The following is a 17,144-nucleotide window of genomic DNA, read 5'->3' on the forward strand; positions in this document are numbered from 1 at the left end:
CCTCCGATACCGTTCTGCCGGTCGTCTGCTTTTCCTCCTGCTCCCCCTGCCCGCCTACCTCCCTGGTCACCTTCAGAGTTGACCTCGGCCTCCTGTCCCCTGACCCAAACGGCGTACACATCGCCGGCAATTTCCAGGGCTGGAATCCCGCTTCCACACCTCTGACCTTCGACACCACCGGAGGCTTCTGGTACTTGACCACCTCCCTGCCCGAAGGCGATTCGGTCTTCTACAAGTTTGTCAACGGCAATACCTGGGGAAATGACGAAAACGTGCCAGCCACTTGCGGCATCGGGGCCCCGGCCAACCGATGGCTGGTCGTGCCCACCTCCGATACCGTTCTTCCGGCCGTCTGCTTTGCCTCCTGCTCCCCTTGCCCGCCTACCTCCCTGGTCACCTTCAGAGTTGACCTCGGCCTCCTGGCCCCTGACCCAAACGGCGTACACATCGCCGGCAATTTCCAGGGCTGGAATCCCGCTTCCACACCCCTGACCTTCGACAGCACAGGAGGCTTCTGGTACTTGACCACCTCCCTGCCCGAAGGCGACTCCGTCTTCTACAAGTTTATCAACGGCAATACCTGGGGAAATGACGAAAACGTTCCTCCTGCCTGTGGGATCGGAAACCCCCTTAACCGATGGCTGGACGTGCCCACCTCCGACACCGTTCTGCCTGTAATATGTTTTAGTAGTTGCACCCCTTGTACACCATTGCCTAAGACTTCAGAAGTAACAATATCTGTAAATATGAAAGGGCAGTCGGTATCTCCTGAAGGTGTACACATTGCCGGCACTTTTAATCAATGGAATTATTCGGAATATAAAATGACTCAAATACAACCCAACATTTATCAAGTGGCCCTAACACTTGATACAGGAGCTTTTATTCTTTATCGATTTTCAAACGGAAATACATTTATAAATCAGGAAATCATAAGTGGCACATGTACCATGTTTGGAAACCGATTCCTTCATGTTCCGTCTACCGATACAACGCTCCCTGTAGTGTGTTTTGGGCTTTGCGACACTTCATGTGCAACCCTTTCAATTGAAAACTTTTCGCTCGATAGACTCAAAGCAGGCTTTTCGGATGATGTATTGTTCATTAACGGATTACCATCCGGGGGTTATCCTGTACGGATTACGTTGTTTGATTTACTTGGAAAGACAATTTTTCAGATAAATGAATTTTCGCAACCGGTATGGAAAAGACACGCATCTTTGCCCGCAGCACCATACCTTTTGAGAATCGAACTAGATGGGAAAGAACGCAACTTTAAATTACTAAAAATACACTAATGTGTTATTCAGTAAGTTACCTGACACATAAAAACGAAATATACGCCAGAAGGCTTGGAATACCTACTGATAAAGAAACCTCTTTTTTTGCACAACTGGACCAGATTAGAAATTACATAGGAGTAGCCTGGTACAGAAGCGGATTTGAATTTCCAGGATTACCCGTACTTACTTTTTTTCCAGAATTAAAGGTTATCCCAGGCTTTTGGGGACTCATCCCGCATTGGGCCAAAAGCAAAGACAAGCAAAAAGATCTTATAAAACACACGCTAAATGCCCGAATAGAAACCCTGTTGGAAAAACCATCGTTTAAAAAAGCTACAGAAAAAAATCGATGCATTGTTATGCTCGATGGTTTTTTTGAATACAAACACATTGAAAAAAAAGCTCATCCATATTATATAACATACCTCGACAAAAGGCCAATGCTCATCGGAGGAATTTATGAAATTGCACCAGACAACATTCCCTTTTCAATTACCCTCTCAATAGTAACAAAGCCTGGTAATGCTTTAATGACAGAAATTCATAACAAGAGTCAGGCCGGCGAACCCAGAATGCCACTTATATTAGAAGGAGATTATCTTCAAAAGTGGACATCCTCTCCCGCACAAGAAGCAATACAAGAATGTAAGAATTTGGAAATTAACAATCTTACGGCAATACCTGTGGGCTCACTTACCGGTAAAAATGGAATAGGCAACAAGCCACAGGCTCATATTAATATTCATCTAAATCCAACTTCTCAGTAAATTGAAGCTATTTTTTAATATTGCAAACCCAGTGCAGGTGAAGATTCACTGCATTCAATAATGGAAATACACCGAATTACAAAACATTCATCTGCTTTTTTTTTAATAGGTGAAATTTTATCACTTAATATATCTTTTCTGATAGCTCTATTGACAAGATTTAATGAAAAAACACCTTTAAGTGAAGAATACTATGATTATTATGTACAACTATTTCTTCTTTTGAATACTACATGGATCGCTTTATTTTTAAATTCATGGAAAACAAAGTTTCCTGAAAATTTCACCTCTCTTTCAAATTCGTTTAATAAAAGATGGCTAGGTCTTCTTATCATTTATGCTCTTTTGCTTGTAATTCTAAAGGGATATTATTTCTCCAGAATTTTCGCTGGTATTTTATTCGTATTACACTTGATTTTCGGAAATGTTTTACTTTTAATAGTGTCGAAAACAATACGTTATTTTCAAAAAAAAACCAAAGAAGTTAAAATACTTTTGATTTGTGAAAATAATTCCAAACCAAATGAAATTGAAAACGCAATCAATAAAGAATTTCATTATAAGGCTAATGTAGATAAAATTAATTTTCAGAAAGATATACTATTGACGGAGAATATAGGGAAAAATTATGAAGTAGTGATAAGTGCAATAAAAGATGTGGAAAAATTATTGGAAATACAAAGATGGTGTGACATCAATTATATAAATCATTATATTTTTTTTTCAGAATTTCAACCCATCTTTAGAAGTGCTGAACTGATAAAGTATGTATCAGCAACTTTTCTTAAAATTAGGGACGAGCCATTAAATTTACCTCTAAATAAATTTGTTAAATACTTTTCAGACATTGTTTTATCAGTATTATTTCTAATTGTTTTATCTCCATTAATGTTACTGCTATATATTATTCTTTTCATTAAATGGAATAAAACGCCAATTTTCAAACAAAAAAGATATGGTCAAAATGGAAAAATATTTACAATTTACAAATATAAAACTATGGAGAATAATTCAACTCCTGCTATCTGTAGTTTTATGAGAAAGTTCAGCCTTGATGAGTTGCCACAGTTAATCAATGTATTAAAGGGTGATATGTCAATTGTAGGCCCAAGACCTTACCATTTGGAAGACATTACAAAATTTAAAGAAAAAAGCAAAATTTTTATGGTTAGGCATTGGGTAAAACCAGGGATCACAGGACTTGCACAAATACGGGGGTATAGGGGTAAAATTATGGACGACTATCATTTTGAGGAACGACTAAGAAACGATGTGTGGTACATCGAAAACTGGAGTCTGACGCTTGACCTGAAAATTCTTGTATTAACTATTTTTCAAATTCCAAGAGGTACATAAAACAAATCAATGAAAAAATTAAATTACTTGGTCAGAAAATTGTATTATTCATTGGATCCCTCCTCTCGATTATTGATTAGAAAAATTATATTTTTTCCCATAGATTTTCTAGATTATATTAGAGGTTCCAGGCATCCATTTCAGCCTCCAAAAGGACTGATTTTTACTGGAAGAGGTAACTTTATCAAAACTGGAAAACACTTCGCTGATCTATTGAAAAAACATGCAGGACTTACTGCGGATTCCTACATACTTGATGTTGGTTGTGGCATAGGAAGATTGGCCGTGTCTCTTACTGATGTATTGGGTACAAGAGGAAAATACGAAGGATTTGACATTGTAGAGTCAGGAATTAATTGGTGCAAAAAAAACATTAGTACAAAATTTTCAAACTTTAATTTTATGCATATTCCTGCATTCAATACACTGTATAATACTAAAATAAATATACGTAGCTCACATTTAAAATTTCCCTATCCGGATTGTTATTTTGATATAGCGGTTGCCACTTCTGTTTTTACACATATGCTATACGATGACATGATACATTATATCGAAGAAATTCAACGAACTTTAAAGCCAGGAGGCAGAGCTATGATTACATTTTTTATTATTGATGAAAACAGTAAAAAACATATGAACAATAGTGAAATCAATTTTCGGTTTACAAGAGGAAATTATTTTATAATGGATGAAAAAGTTCCGGAAGCAAATGTTGCATATTCAGAAGAATTGATTAATGAAATCTTTAGACAGAGACACTTTGATATACTATTGCGTATTCCAGGCAGTTGGAGTACTGCACCTATATACCGAAATAGCCCTGAATTTCAAGACACCTTATTTATAAAAAAATTGCATTAATTACAAAAGTGTATTGCATTCAACCTCTTTTAAAATAAATGAGGAGTGTACTGTCATAATATTAGGGATTTTTGATAGTTTTTCAACAATGAACTTGTGGTAAGACTCAATATCGGCACAGGTCACCAGCAAAATATAATCGTATTCACCGGTCACATGAAAGAAAGTTTTTACCTCTTCAAGATTTCGCACATTATTTTCAAAATCATAAATCACAGCCTCATAATGTTCTTTGATTTTGACATGCGTCAAAACCGAAACTTTAAATCCAAGGGCCGATTTATTTAAGACAGTTTCATAGCCCATTATGAAACCACGTTCTTCCAGTTTTTTAATTCTTTCCAGTACACCTGAGGGGCTTTGGTATCCGCTTTCCGCAGCGATCAATTTCAGGGTAGCCCTTGCGTTTTTTTGTAAATACTTTAGAAGAAGGTAGTCACTATCCGTAATTTTTGTAGTTTTTCTTTCAGTATCGCTCATTTTATTGAAAATTATTCACAAATATAATTTAAATTAAAATATATTTCTGAAAATAAAATTATTATTGAATAATTTTTTGTTTAATATACTTTTGTTTTAAATAAAAATTACTATGCAACCAGAATCCTTGATGATGACCTATGGCTACAATCCTCATTGGAGTGAAGGCGCCATAAAATGTCCAATTTTTCAGACATCTACTTTTGTATTTAAAACAGCCGAAGAAGGAAAAGCTTTTTTTGAGCTCGCCTATGGAAAGAGGTATGCAAAACCGGGAGAGATTCCTGGATTGATCTACAGTCGATTAAATAATCCAAACATGCAAATCCTCGAAGAAAGGCTATGTCTATGGGATGAAGCAGAAGAAGCAGCAGCATTTGAAAGTGGAATGAGTGCCATTGCAACCACATTGCTGAGTTATCTGAAACCGGGAGATGCACTCATTTACGGCAACCCTGTTTATGGTGGCACACACCACTTTATAAACCACTACCTGGTATCTATCGGGGTTGAAGTTTTACCCATACATCCAAAGCAAAGTCTCCGGGAAATAACTTCTGCAATCGAAGCCAGTAAACTGGCGAATAAAGTTAAAATGATTTACATTGAAACCCCCGCAAATCCTACCAACGACCTGTTTGATATCGAATTGGTAAGTCAACTGGCCAATTTTCTGATGAATTTCACCCAATCAAGGCCTAAAATAGCAGTGGACAACACCTACCTGGGGCCTGTATTTCAGCAGCCCTTAAAACATGGTGCTGACCTTGTATTGTATTCTGCTACCAAGTACCTGGGAGGTCACAGCGATTTAATTGCAGGAGTCGTACTCGGCAAAAAAACAGACCTCGAACAAATCAAGCATTTGAGAACCTTTCTTGGTAATATGATCAGTCCAAATACCGCATGGCTACTCATGCGAAGTATTGAAACTTTGAAAATCCGAATGGAAAAACAGCAGGAAAATGCGCAAAAAGTAGTGCAATGGCTTTTGAATCACAGTAAGATAAAGAGAGTGTATTATCCGGGAATAAAGTCACAAGGCACTGAACAAATAGAAATATTCAAAAAGCAATGCCTTGGTCCTGGTGCAATGATTTCATTTGATATCGAAGGAGGTGAGAAAGAGGCTTTTACATTTTTGAACAGGCTAAAATTAATACATCTGGCCGTGAGCCTAGGCTCAAATGAATCTCTTGCACAGCATCCCTATTCCATGACTCACAGCGATGTACCAGAAGATGATAAAAAATTACATAACATCACACCTTCTATGATCCGGCTCAGCATTGGGATCGAACATGTCGATGATATTCTTGCAGATTTACACCAAGCCCTGAATTTTTAAAATTTTCTGAGAAGTAAAACAGATTTTGATGAACAGTCATCAATGCTTTCGGTAGGATATATATCAGGAAAATAGCGTATATTTTTAAAAATACACAGTAAAAACTGACCTATATCTTAATTATTTGCTTTCAAACATCGCATGGCGAAATATTTTTTTGATGTAAAGAATATGTTTTTTCTATATTTCGGCCGCTAAACAAAACCTTACCTAAAGTAATCCTTATGAGCGAAGATCCCAAAGTAAAATATGAACTCGAATATCCGGTGAAATGCTCCAAACCTCTATTATTCCAATTTCTAAGCACTCCAAACGGACTTGCTGAGTGGTTTTGTGACGATGTCAACAATAAAGGAGATATCTATACTTTCTTTTGGGGTGAAACAGAACAAAAAGCGAGAATGATAGGGAAAAAAGCCGACCAATATGTTAAATTCAGGTGGTTAGAGGATGAAGAGGCCGGACTTAAAACTTTTTTTGAATTCAGACTGGTAGAAGATGAAATCACAAATGATTTGTCCTTATGGGTTACAGATTATGCCTATGAAGATGAAGTAGAAGAGTCCAAAAAACTTTGGGATAGCCAGATCAACGACTTACTTCATTTGCTGGGGTCTAACTAAACACAATGAAAACATACCGTATTTCAAGACCATTTCTACTCATTGCTACCTTGTTTTTTGTAATCACTACTTTAATTTCCCTGGCATTTGATAAAACACAAATTCACATAACAATAAATTCGTATCACCATCCATTTGCAGATTACTTCTTTAAGTATGTGACGTATTTAGGTGATGGTTTTTTATTTGTGCCAGTAATAGTTTATTTTACTTATTTAAAAAACTTTAAAAAATCACTATTTTTTTCCTTTGTTGCTGTCCTTACTTTACTCGTTACAGGATTAAGTAAGTCGCTTATATTTCCAAATATTGACCGACCTTTATCCGTAATAGGAGCCGAGCATTTACATCTTGTTGAGGGTGTTAAAATCCACACGAAATACAGTTTTCCTTCAGGTCATACTACTGCGGCATTTGCCTTCTGGGCATCCCTATCTGTATTTTTTGACAGAAGAACAGGAATTCTTTTTTGCGCAATTGCTATATTGGTTGCTTTAAGTCGGGTATATCTTTCCCAACATTTTTTGGTAGATGTAGCAGCAGGTACATTTTTAGGAATTCTCATCGCTCTATTTGGGATACGTTTTTTAAATTTTCTCAACAAAAAAAATGAGAAAACTTACTGATATCACACTTATTTCCCTTATTTCAGCAATATTATATTTTCCATTTTTAGGCAATGTACACCTATTTGATTGGGACGAAATAAATTTTGCTGAGATAGCAAGGGAGATGAACGAGACAGGAAAATATATTAATGCTCAAATTGACTTTCAAAATTTCACTGAAAAACCACCTCTTTTTATGTGGTTACAGGCGATTAGTATGAAAATTTTTGGTGTTAATGAATTTGCTGCAAGATTTCCAAATGCTTTTTTGGGTGTTTTAGTATCAATAGTGTTGTATCTCATTGGTTCAAATACCATTTCATCAGTATTCGGTTGGATATGGACATTGATGTGGTGGTCTTCCATATTACCACATCTGTATTTCAAAAGTGGAATTATAGACCCCTGGTTTAATTTTTTTATTTTCACAGCTTTTTATCTGATAATTAAGCATTATCACCGTTATAAGAAAGGCAATAAAAAACTCACTTTACTAATTTATTCAGGAATATTTTGTGGACTTGCACTCTTAACAAAAGGACCAGTCGCACTCCTGATACTTACTCTGGTTTTTTTAGTGTATTGGATTTTTGAAAAATTTCGATGGTTTCTTCCCTTTTGGCAATATTTGGTATTTTTATTTGTGAGTTTATTTACTTTCTCAATTTGGCTTCTGGTAGACTACTTCGTTAACGGACCTGATTTTATCATCGAATTTACTATTAGACAATGGGAACTTTTGACAAAGCCAGATGCAGGTCATAAAGGATTTTTTGGATATCACTTTGTGATTTTATTTTTCGGATGTGTTCCATCATCATCTTTTCTCATTGCCTACCTCTTTGATAAGGCAGTTAGTGAACGAAATTTATTCGTAAAGGATTTAATTAAATGGATGCTAATATTGCTATCAGTGGTAGTAGTATTGTTTTCTCTGGTAAAAACCAAAATTGTTCATTACAGCAGTCTTGCTTATTATCCAATTACCTTTGTAGGTGCTTATTATGCATATAAAATCCTAAGTAAGCAACTGCCTGTAAACAAGATTTTGAAAATTTCCTTTTTTACTCAGTTTATTGCATTAATGATCGCGTCATTTTTAGTACCATTTATCTTTTCAAATAAACAATTTATTACTGATAAAATCAAAGATCCGTTTGCTGTTGAAAATCTCGAAGCTTCATTAGTAATTTGGAGGTTTTTGGACTATTTCCCCTTACTGCTAAGTATAGCCTGTTTTGCTATCTTGATAAGCTGGCGTAATAAATTTAATCGTCTTAAACTTTTATTGTTAACTGTTATAAACATCTTATGGATACAATCCTTTCTATACCTACACACAGGAAATATTGAAAGAATAAGTCAAGGAGCAAATATTAGATTTTTTAAATCACTTAAAAATCTGGATGTATATCCAATCACTTTTAATTACAGAAGTTATGCTAATCTATTTTACTCAGAAAAAAGACCTGCTTCCCATCCAAATGCTGGTAATATGGAATGGCTGTTGTATGGAGACATCGATAAACCAGTCTACATCTCAGTAAGGACGTATCATCTCAATGAATTCAAAGAAAAGGTAAATGATGCAAAATTTATCTACAGTGAAAACGGATTTTATTTCTTCAAAAGGGAAATACCAAATGCAGGACTTAGTAAATAGGTAATTGAATTTCAATAGTAGTACCAAAATCTATTTTTGATTCTACTTTAATTGTACCTCCATGGAGTTCCACAATTTTTTTTACAATACTCATTCCCAATCCATGAGTAGGCTCATTAGCGGTTCCAACTCTTGAGGCTCGTGTAAATGGTTCAAAAAGTATTTTTAGCATTTCATCTGACATACCTATACCTTGATCCGTTATTTTAAGTATTAATTTTTCATTATCCTTAAAAGCCGCAATTGTTATTTTAGTATTTTCATTACTAAATTTTATTGCATTGGAGAAAATATTGTGAAATAATCGTTTGAATAATACCTGATCTGAATTAATATAAATCTCTTCTATTGAAGTCTCGACCATAATTTTTTTACTCGTATATAATGACTGCATTTCTAATATTGTAGTTTCAATTATTTCTTTTACACAAATATTAGAAAACATTTTATCTTCTAATTTTTTTTCACTTTTGACGAAATCAATGATATCCTGAATTACAGAATTTGCATTTTCGACTAATTTTATAAGATAGAGATTAAATTCGTTTGAAGAAATTAAATTATCCCGGCGTAATTCATTTAAAGAAGTAATAGAATTTATTGGTCCGCGTAGATCATGAGCGACCATACTCATTATACCTGATTTCTGTAAATTAACTTCATTAAGCTTTTCATTAATATTATTCAACTCTTTATTGTATCCTTCAATTACAATGTTTCTATTTTTTAGTTTTACATTGAAATAAAAATATAATAGTAACACAAAAAATAATATGAAAATTATAACTATATATATTAGTTTTATGTATTTTTCACGTTGCAATATTTTTTCTTGTTTTAATTTTTCATTTTCAAAAATTAAGTTGTATTTGGCATCTAGCAAATCCACATAATTCTCAAAAAAACTTTTCCCTCGTTTTATCGTCTGATTTGACTTTTTAGACTTTTCATATAATTTTAGAAAATACTTTGATTTTTCCAAATTTTCATCCAAGTAGTACTTCATGGAATAAAACGAGATATCGGCTATAGATTTATGCAATGAAAATTCTATAATTTTATCAAAATACAGATCCATGTACATGAGAGCCGAATCAGGCTTGTCATTTTCAAAATAAGAGACAATCAAATGCCCAGCTGTGATGAATGCATCACGTTGATCAAAACCTATTTTCTCATTTATTTGTATCGACTCTTTTAAATATTCCAATCCTTCGTTAACTAAACCTGATTTTACATATAAATTTCCCATATTTCCTTTCAGCACACCCATAGACTCGTAAAGAAAATTGACGAGCTGATTGTAAATGAGAGGCTCATAATTTTGTTTATTTAATATCAAAATATCCCTTGATTTATTGATGTATTCTTTACACGACTGAAAATAATATCTCGCCATAGGAAGGTCATCCGTTTTTAAATAACACAGGGCGATATTTGAAAACAATTCCTGCAATCGATTAAAAAGATATACGTTATCTTTATTGAAATTCTTGATGAAGAATGCATAGACTAAAGCTCTATGGAAAAAGTCTCTGGCTTTAAAATAATTTTCTTGTTTATAGAGAATCTGTGCAACGTAATAATTGGAAAGAAATAAAAAGTCGGTGTCATGTACACCTTCAAAGTAGGCAGATCGAAAAAAAACATCAACAGCCTTTTCTACCGAGTCTGCTAACAGATAATATAAACCTTCAAGCAGGTTTTTCTGTGTGTTGAGATAATGATTGGATGATTTTATTTCAGAATTATGCCTGATTATTTCGAATACTTCCTGAAAATTATTATTTAAAACTGCATTCCTGCTTTTGAGTATGTTTACAATCAGAAGAATATTATTCTCGTATTTTGACTCTTTTTTTGAATAAAGTTCGTCGATAAATACATCTATTTGTTCAGCGGTACCATAAGATCTTAGAAATTCTATTTTATGTATTAAGTATGAGTTTACACTGTCATTATCCGATAGTCTGTATTGTGCAGATGTATAGTGAAATAAGAAAATTGTTATGAATGTAAAAACAATCGAATAGTTTAAAAAATGCTTCAACCTTTTATCATTTCGCTGTAAATTTAGGCTAAATGTTGCAATTCATACCATTTTTTGTACAAACTGGCATTTTTTTTCATTAGGTCGAAATGCGTACCTGATTCAATTATCTTTCCCTGATTGATCACTATTATTTTATCTACCTTTCTGACCGTTGATAGTCTATGAGCTATGATAATGGACGTTCTGTTTTCCATAACCTTCTCCAACGCCAATTGAATAAAATGTTCCGATTCAGAATCCAATGAAGAGGTGGCTTCGTCTAGAATTAATATTTCTGGATTTTTTATTACAGCCCTGGCAATTGCAATTCTTTGCTTTTGTCCACCGGACAGCTGAACACCTCTCTCACCCACAATGGTATTGAGCTTTTCAGGAAATTTTTCAATAAAGTCCCAGGCATATGCAATTTTTGCAGCTTCTATGATTTGCTCTTCTGTAGCTTCTGGCTTGCCGTAGGCTATGTTTTCTCTTATTGTTCCCCCGAAAAGCAGCACTTCCTGAGGCACGACTGCCAAATGTCGTCTTACATCATATGGTGAAAGTGATCTGTAATTGATGTCGTCCAGATATATATCACCTGAATAATTGTTGTAGAGTTTACAGATCAACGACACCAGGGTACTCTTTCCACCCCCGCTACTACCTACTAAAGCCACCTTTTCACCTGGTTTTATTTCCAGATTGATGTGATTGAGCACCAATACATCCTTACGACTAGGATAGCTGAAGGATACGTCCTCAATACGGATGTGTCCTTTGACCTTAGTTTTGGATGTGATAACAGATATTGAGCCTTTATCTTCGGCATCCAATTCGCTTTTGTAATCAAAGATCCCCAGCAATTCATCTGTCGCACCTATGGCTTTTTGTATCCTGGTGTAAATATCCGCCAGGCCACCGATGCTACCTCCGATAAAACCGGAGTAGATGATAAAGGAAAAAAGTTGGCCTGTAGCCATTTCACCCCTGGCAATTAGCAATGACCCCAGCCACAGTACAGCTACCATAGCTCCAAACAATCCCAAAATGATAAAAGAGGCAAAAGCACCCCGGACGACTCCGGTTTTAATGCCTGTATCTCTTGCTTTGTCTACCTCTTTGTTGTATCTGATTTTTTCATACCATTCATTTACAAAGACCTTTACATTGTAAATTCCCTGAAGTGTCTCATCGAGTACTGTCTGACTGGAGGCAAGTTCGTCCTGTACTTTTTTGGATAAACTCTTTACATATCTTCCAAAGAAGATGGTAATAAGCACAACGGGTGGAAGTATCGCCAGCATAAAAAGTGTTAACCTCCAGGAAGTATAGGTTAAAAGGGCTATTCCGCCGGTAATTATCAGCAGTTGCCGAATAAATTCAGCTAGGGTCGTCGTCATGGTTTCCTGTAGTACTACGATATCGTTTGACAGGCGACTTGTAAGTTCACCGACCCTTTTTTTATTGTAAAATGAAATCGGGAGCTGTATCAGATGGTCAAAAGTGGCTTTTCGCAGGGAAGCAAGTGTATGCTCGGTGACCTGAACAAATAGAACTATTCTGAAATATGAAAAAACTGCTTGCACCAGCAAAACTGCAATCAACGTAAAACCTACCTGATTGATAGCAACTTGAAAATCATCTACTTCTGTAGCATCTACCAGGTCACCTAAAAGTTTTGGAAAAAGTAAATTGGCCGCTCCTGACAACAAAAGAAAAATCAATCCCAAAAAGAGCTTCCAACGATGTGGTTTTAAAAATCTGTACAGTCTAAATATTTTCCTTAGGGAATTTGCATTGAGTCTTTTCATATCGCTTAAGTCGCACAAAATAATGATACCATTCAGTTAAATTATGCTTATAATAGTGTATCTTAAGGTGAATATATATACAATAGAATTTTTCAATGGTTTTAATGAATTATTTAAAACAAATGAAATAAATTAAAAAGTAACTTTATCCAACATTCGCAAAATTCTTAAACTGTGCAAAGGATTAAAATTAACTTGAAATTCGTATAATGTTTCTATAGGTAATAAGTTATTTGAATTGTTGATCACAGTATTTATGTCAACGATGGACTTTTGAGCATTTCCATATCCAAAAAGCAACATATTACCTTTTAATATTTCAAATAAGTGGTCAAATTTTACATTATACCGTGCTTTTACTTTTGGAAAAAAACCAAAACATATCAATAAAGTCAATAAAAAATCATAGATCAATTTTATGACAGGTATTTTCTGTGATTCCAACTTATTTTGACCTGATGAAAGATTTAAAATTTCACCTGTACCAACAAAAACATTCTCAGTTGGTATTTTAAATAAAAAGGTAGTGTGTATTGTCGATAGTTTTTCGAGTATGTCCAGAGATTCTCTGTAAGAGACAGTGTCAGAATCAAACACTACGTAGTCAGGTTGTGCGATCAGAAAAAATAATTTTAATTGCGGAAGCTCACTTTTCACCACCTCAGGATTGATGCATTTAACTGATAAATTTTTGGGGAGCTGATTCGTTAAACTATCCGGATTTTTTGTGATTAAAACAGTGGATAGAAGTGTTGTTTTCTTTGCTATTTCTATGATGTTAAGACTAAGCAATACATTTCTATAAATAAATGACCATAAAAAAGCCCAAAGAGTGCCAAGAACAATTATGGCTCTTGAAAATCGCCAATTTTCAGGACTCAATGCATAGAGAATCAAAATAACAACAAAGCCAAAGAGTAAACCCCGAAATGCTGAATTTGCCTTTTGATGTCTCTTATAGCCACCTGACAGTAAAACCCCTGTTACAAGAAGCACTGTGTAGAGAGGTAAAATTCCATATACGTATACATCCGGATATTCGCCTCCAGAAATGAATCTGTGATTTTTTTCCCAGTAGTCGTGAACATACCAAAATCCGGCATAAATAGCTAAAAATTCAAAGACCGGAAGACCAAGAGAAATTATTAACCTCTTCAATGCTGCAATCAGAGCAGTAAAAATTATCCCAATACTGATTAGGATATTGTAAAAAAATGCATTGCCTTTCCCAAAGTATTTAGCGGAGAATAAAGCCATTGCTTTGTAAAATACATAAACATAATTCAAAGTACCTTTTTTGGTGCTTTCTCCTTTAAAATGAAGTATTTTATCTTCTGCAATATAAAAGTTTTTATAACCTTTTCGAAGTATTTGATACGAAAAATCTATATCTTCACCATACATAAAATATTCTTCAGGGAGATAGCCTATTTCTTCAGCTACTTCGCTTTTCACAAGCATAAATGCTCCAGCCAATATTTCTACATATTGATTTTCTAAAGGCGATGTATTTCCCAAATAATATTTGTTAACCACTGCTGATCCGGGAAAAAGCCTGTAAAGTCCTGTGATTTTGAAAAACGAGACCCGGGGAGTCGGTAGACCTCTTTTACTTTCCGGCAAAAAGTGCCCGCTGCCATCAATCATGCGAATACCGGCTGCTCCAACTTCAGGATGCTCTTTCATGATTTTCAGACAAGTATCAAATATTGTTTCAGGCACGATGGTATCCGGATTGAGCAGAAGGTGGTAGGCACCTTTGGCTTCTTTCAGCGCTATATTATTGGCTCTGGAAAAACCCAGGTTTTGGCTGTTGGCGATCAGTCGCACCTGAGGAAAATTTTGTTTTACCATATCTACAGAGTCGTCCGAAGAGGCATTGTCCACAACAAAGACCTCAATGCCATGTCCATTGGCAGCTTTGAAAACTGAATCCAGGCATAGCTTCAGATAATGGCAAACATTATAAGAAACAATGACTACCGATATGTCCGGCCTTACCTCCATGCTCCCGGGCCAGTTATTTCCGGTTTTATAGTACTGAGATACATCAATCTGTACACGTCATACAACCAAAGGGGTCCATTGTTTCGAACTAAAAAATCAGCAAGAAAATTTCCGGCAAGACTGTATAAAATCCTGAGCAGAAGGGTAAGACCAAATGACTGCATTCTGCTGTAGGTTTTATATAATTTTATATCGTCATCTACCTTTCCGGAGGCTATCATTCTCGAGAGATTTTCAAGTGCTTGATTGGTTTTTTGTAAAAAAACTACACTGTCGTCGACCTGACTATGGCATGCTGCATTGTCAATGTGCAAAACAGGAACAAACCGATATTTCAAGTCATAGCCCATCATGGTGTCTTCGTAGCCGTATCCCAAAATCTCTGTGTGAATGGGTAGTTGCAGATATATATCTTTAGGTATCAGAAAATTGAATGTGATAAATGAAGCATAAGGTCTTGCATTTCGGTCAGAAGCAGACTTTACTTCCCTGAAAATTCCATAGCTGTATCTGAGTTTTCGCTTTTGAGCATCAGGAAGGTTAAGACAATACTCTACTCCCCCGCAAACGACCAGATTGGGTTTAGCATACTCCAGATACGTTTTTAGAAAATTGCGATTGCATATTAAAGCGTCTTCATCCAAAAAAAGTAAAAAATCAAACCTTGCCTTTGATGCAAGGTAATCTCTGTTTCCTCTTCTACCCAGATTTTTCGGATTGATGAAAGCGTGAACATTGGTCAATTCATTGAGCTTTTGATATGTCGCGGCCATACCCGAATTGGGATCGTCATCTGCAATGAGAATTTCAAACGAAATTTTGAGCTCATCTGCCTGAGCGTGGAGCTCCCTGACGGTCTGGGTAGGATCAAAGTTGTACGTTGGAATTAATATCGAGATCATGCAAGCAAAAACGGGGTAAAGATATTAAAGGTCGCATTACTGTTTAAACGGGTTGCTGCGCTGAAACTTGTGTTTGAAAATTAGAACTTATTGCAACCATTGGGCTAAATATTTCAACCTGACAACAGCTGACAATCAATAATTACAACTTATCATCTGTAAGCAGATACATTTGGATGGACATTCACGCTATGATTACCTGGTTGATATATTTGTCAAAATTATTTGAAGGTATGAGTTGTTGCCGGATACTTTCTCTAGTGATAGCCTTAATAAGTACGTATACCGCTACCGGACAGGAATTTACACGAGTAGTTAATTACGATGTGTTGAAAAATATTCTCCAAGGGGGGGCTCCTCTCCCGGCTGAGGAAGTTTTCCGGATCAATGGCTTTTTACCAGATATTGCCGAAAGGGTTGAATTAGCCATTTATGAGAAAAAACAAAGAGGAGAACCTATTGAACGACATGTTTTTAATAGACCCTTCAATCTGGCCATCGACCAGTTTGAATTTCAGGTTTCACCATTGCACAGCGATAAACTTTACGTCTTTCAATTCAGGTACTTTGCAGCAGCCACACCGGAACAATTAAGGGTGTTGCAATTGTCGTTAAACTCCAATTTAGAAGCAGCGGTCAAGGCAAATTTTCAGTTCAGAAAAAACCGCATAGTCAGCCAGCAAACCTCAAAACAGTTATTAAAAACCTTTAACCAGGTGGTCCTTCAAGGGCTTAGGGATTTCAGACTGGCCAATGGTCGTGTGTTTGAAGGATTTAGTACCCTTTGCGAAGAGAAAATCCGACAAATCGAGCGAACCAACTTGCGAATTGCACGATTCAACATTGCATCGAGATCAAAAAACCAATCCCAAAAAGTGCAATATGCAGAAAAGCTGATTGATGAACTTATCGGCCTTTTGACCAGCGAAGTAAGCCAATTTCTGAGTCCGAATATGCTCATTCAGATAGAGGAAAAAACAGTGATAACAAGGACTGAAAAACTTCCCGGTCACATACCCGTCAACCTAGGGTACTCCATCGTCTATTTCGGAGGTAATTTTGACAATTTCAACTATTCAAACACCCCCTATCTGGGTATATCATTACCGCTTGCCAACAAGACATTCAACAGATATTTGGGAGATGCATCTTTGTCTATAGGTCTTCTGCTTCAAAACATTAGCAACGAAAACCAACTGTACACAGGTCCTCTGGTGGGGCGCCCCCTTTACGCGGCACTGGGCTATAAATTGTTCAACGCAGTCCGTGTGCATGCTGGAGGCGCAATACTGTCCGAAGATCACGGCAATGGAAACCCGGTCGGGCTATCGCTCAGGCCTATGGCAGGCTTGTCGCTGGAGCTGAATGTATGGGTGGGATTTGGTAAACGGAAAAAATGA

The 17,144-nt window shown here is 35.9% G+C and carries 14 protein-coding genes; 9 read left to right on the plus strand and 5 right to left on the minus strand.

Annotation, left to right across the window (positions count from 1 at the left end; all coding sequences use genetic code 11):
• The 4 genes from DES35_RS11595 to DES35_RS10995 all read left to right on the plus strand — a co-directional run.
• Positions 1–1,298: hypothetical protein (locus tag DES35_RS11595; RefSeq protein WP_211306556.1), on the plus strand; the 1,298-nt coding region annotated here is incomplete at its 5' end.
• Entirely contained in the window at positions 1,298–2,050 is a 753-nt protein-coding gene (locus DES35_RS10985) for an SOS response-associated peptidase (protein WP_114366579.1), read from the plus strand. The genes DES35_RS11595 and DES35_RS10985, both read left to right, overlap by 1 nt.
• Before the next feature lie 60 nt (positions 2,051–2,110).
• On the plus strand, positions 2,111–3,406 hold the full coding sequence (locus DES35_RS10990) for a sugar transferase (RefSeq protein ID WP_114366580.1): 1,296 nt from the start codon (positions 2,111–2,113) through the stop codon (positions 3,404–3,406).
• Between the two features lie 9 nt (positions 3,407–3,415).
• A complete protein-coding gene (locus DES35_RS10995) occupies positions 3,416–4,270 on the plus strand; it encodes a class I SAM-dependent methyltransferase (RefSeq protein WP_114366581.1) in 855 nt (284 codons plus the stop codon).
• Here DES35_RS10995 and DES35_RS11000 read toward each other — a convergent pair whose 3' ends face one another.
• Complete coding sequence (locus DES35_RS11000; RefSeq protein WP_051889333.1) at positions 4,271–4,750, minus strand: Lrp/AsnC family transcriptional regulator; 480 nt, start codon at positions 4,748–4,750, stop codon at positions 4,271–4,273.
• Positions 4,751–4,862: 112 nt separating this feature from the next.
• Here DES35_RS11000 and DES35_RS11005 point away from each other — a divergent pair, with 112 nt between their 5' ends.
• The 4 genes from DES35_RS11005 to DES35_RS11020 all read left to right on the plus strand — a co-directional run bounded on the left by DES35_RS11005 (position 4,863) and on the right by DES35_RS11020 (position 8,992).
• Positions 4,863–6,098, plus strand: a complete 1,236-nt coding sequence (locus DES35_RS11005) for a cystathionine gamma-synthase family protein (RefSeq protein ID WP_114366582.1) — start codon at positions 4,863–4,865, stop codon at positions 6,096–6,098.
• Between the two features lie 224 nt (positions 6,099–6,322).
• Positions 6,323–6,721, plus strand: a complete 399-nt coding sequence (locus DES35_RS11010) for an START-like domain-containing protein (RefSeq protein WP_037359172.1) — start codon at positions 6,323–6,325, stop codon at positions 6,719–6,721.
• A gap of 5 nt (positions 6,722–6,726) precedes the next feature.
• The gene (locus DES35_RS11015; protein ID WP_114366583.1) at positions 6,727–7,347 is read left to right on the plus strand and encodes a phosphatase PAP2 family protein; all 621 of its coding nucleotides are present in this window, start codon (positions 6,727–6,729) and stop codon (positions 7,345–7,347) included.
• The gene (locus DES35_RS11020) at positions 7,331–8,992 is read left to right on the plus strand and encodes an ArnT family glycosyltransferase (protein ID WP_114366584.1); all 1,662 of its coding nucleotides are present in this window, start codon (positions 7,331–7,333) and stop codon (positions 8,990–8,992) included. The genes DES35_RS11015 and DES35_RS11020 overlap by 17 nt, the downstream gene beginning before the upstream one ends.
• On the opposite strand, the gene DES35_RS11025 is transcribed toward DES35_RS11020, so the two are convergent.
• From DES35_RS11025 to DES35_RS11040, 4 genes are all read right to left on the minus strand, one after another.
• Complete coding sequence (locus DES35_RS11025) at positions 8,982–11,042, minus strand: ATP-binding protein (RefSeq protein WP_114366585.1); 2,061 nt, start codon at positions 11,040–11,042, stop codon at positions 8,982–8,984. The genes DES35_RS11020 and DES35_RS11025 overlap by 11 nt on opposite strands.
• 23 nt (positions 11,043–11,065) lie before the next feature.
• On the minus strand, positions 11,066–12,835 hold the full coding sequence (locus DES35_RS11030; protein ID WP_037359162.1) for an ABC transporter ATP-binding protein: 1,770 nt from the start codon (positions 12,833–12,835) through the stop codon (positions 11,066–11,068).
• A 132-nt stretch (positions 12,836–12,967) separates the two neighbouring features.
• The gene (locus DES35_RS11035) at positions 12,968–14,842 is read right to left on the minus strand and encodes a glycosyltransferase family 2 protein (protein WP_114366586.1); all 1,875 of its coding nucleotides are present in this window, start codon (positions 14,840–14,842) and stop codon (positions 12,968–12,970) included.
• Complete coding sequence (locus DES35_RS11040; RefSeq protein WP_114366587.1) at positions 14,833–15,744, minus strand: glycosyltransferase; 912 nt, start codon at positions 15,742–15,744, stop codon at positions 14,833–14,835. The genes DES35_RS11035 and DES35_RS11040 overlap by 10 nt, the downstream gene beginning before the upstream one ends.
• Before the next feature lie 176 nt (positions 15,745–15,920).
• On the opposite strand from DES35_RS11040, the gene DES35_RS11045 reads away from it, so the two are divergent.
• A complete protein-coding gene (locus DES35_RS11045) occupies positions 15,921–17,144 on the plus strand; it encodes a hypothetical protein (RefSeq protein WP_147269355.1) in 1,224 nt (407 codons plus the stop codon).

Source organism: Schleiferia thermophila (assembly GCF_003337435.1).
Taxonomy (GTDB): Bacteria; Bacteroidota; Bacteroidia; order Flavobacteriales; family Schleiferiaceae; genus Schleiferia; species Schleiferia thermophila.

Coding starts and splice junctions, on each gene's coding strand:
- DES35_RS10985 (WP_114366579.1), top strand. CDS start 1,298: ATGTGTTATTCAGTAAGTTACCTGACACATAAAAACGAAATATACGCC.
- DES35_RS10990 (WP_114366580.1), top strand. CDS start 2,111: ATGGAAATACACCGAATTACAAAACATTCATCTGCTTTTTTTTTAATA.
- DES35_RS10995 (WP_114366581.1), top strand. CDS start 3,416: ATGAAAAAATTAAATTACTTGGTCAGAAAATTGTATTATTCATTGGAT.
- DES35_RS11000 (WP_051889333.1), bottom strand. CDS start 4,750: ATGAGCGATACTGAAAGAAAAACTACAAAAATTACGGATAGTGACTAC.
- DES35_RS11005 (WP_114366582.1), top strand. CDS start 4,863: ATGCAACCAGAATCCTTGATGATGACCTATGGCTACAATCCTCATTGG.
- DES35_RS11010 (WP_037359172.1), top strand. CDS start 6,323: ATGAGCGAAGATCCCAAAGTAAAATATGAACTCGAATATCCGGTGAAA.
- DES35_RS11015 (WP_114366583.1), top strand. CDS start 6,727: ATGAAAACATACCGTATTTCAAGACCATTTCTACTCATTGCTACCTTG.
- DES35_RS11020 (WP_114366584.1), top strand. CDS start 7,331: ATGAGAAAACTTACTGATATCACACTTATTTCCCTTATTTCAGCAATA.
- DES35_RS11030 (WP_037359162.1), bottom strand. CDS start 12,835: ATGAAAAGACTCAATGCAAATTCCCTAAGGAAAATATTTAGACTGTAC.
- DES35_RS11035 (WP_114366586.1), bottom strand. CDS start 14,842: ATGGAGGTAAGGCCGGACATATCGGTAGTCATTGTTTCTTATAATGTT.
- DES35_RS11040 (WP_114366587.1), bottom strand. CDS start 15,744: ATGATCTCGATATTAATTCCAACGTACAACTTTGATCCTACCCAGACC.
- DES35_RS11045 (WP_147269355.1), top strand. CDS start 15,921: ATGGACATTCACGCTATGATTACCTGGTTGATATATTTGTCAAAATTA.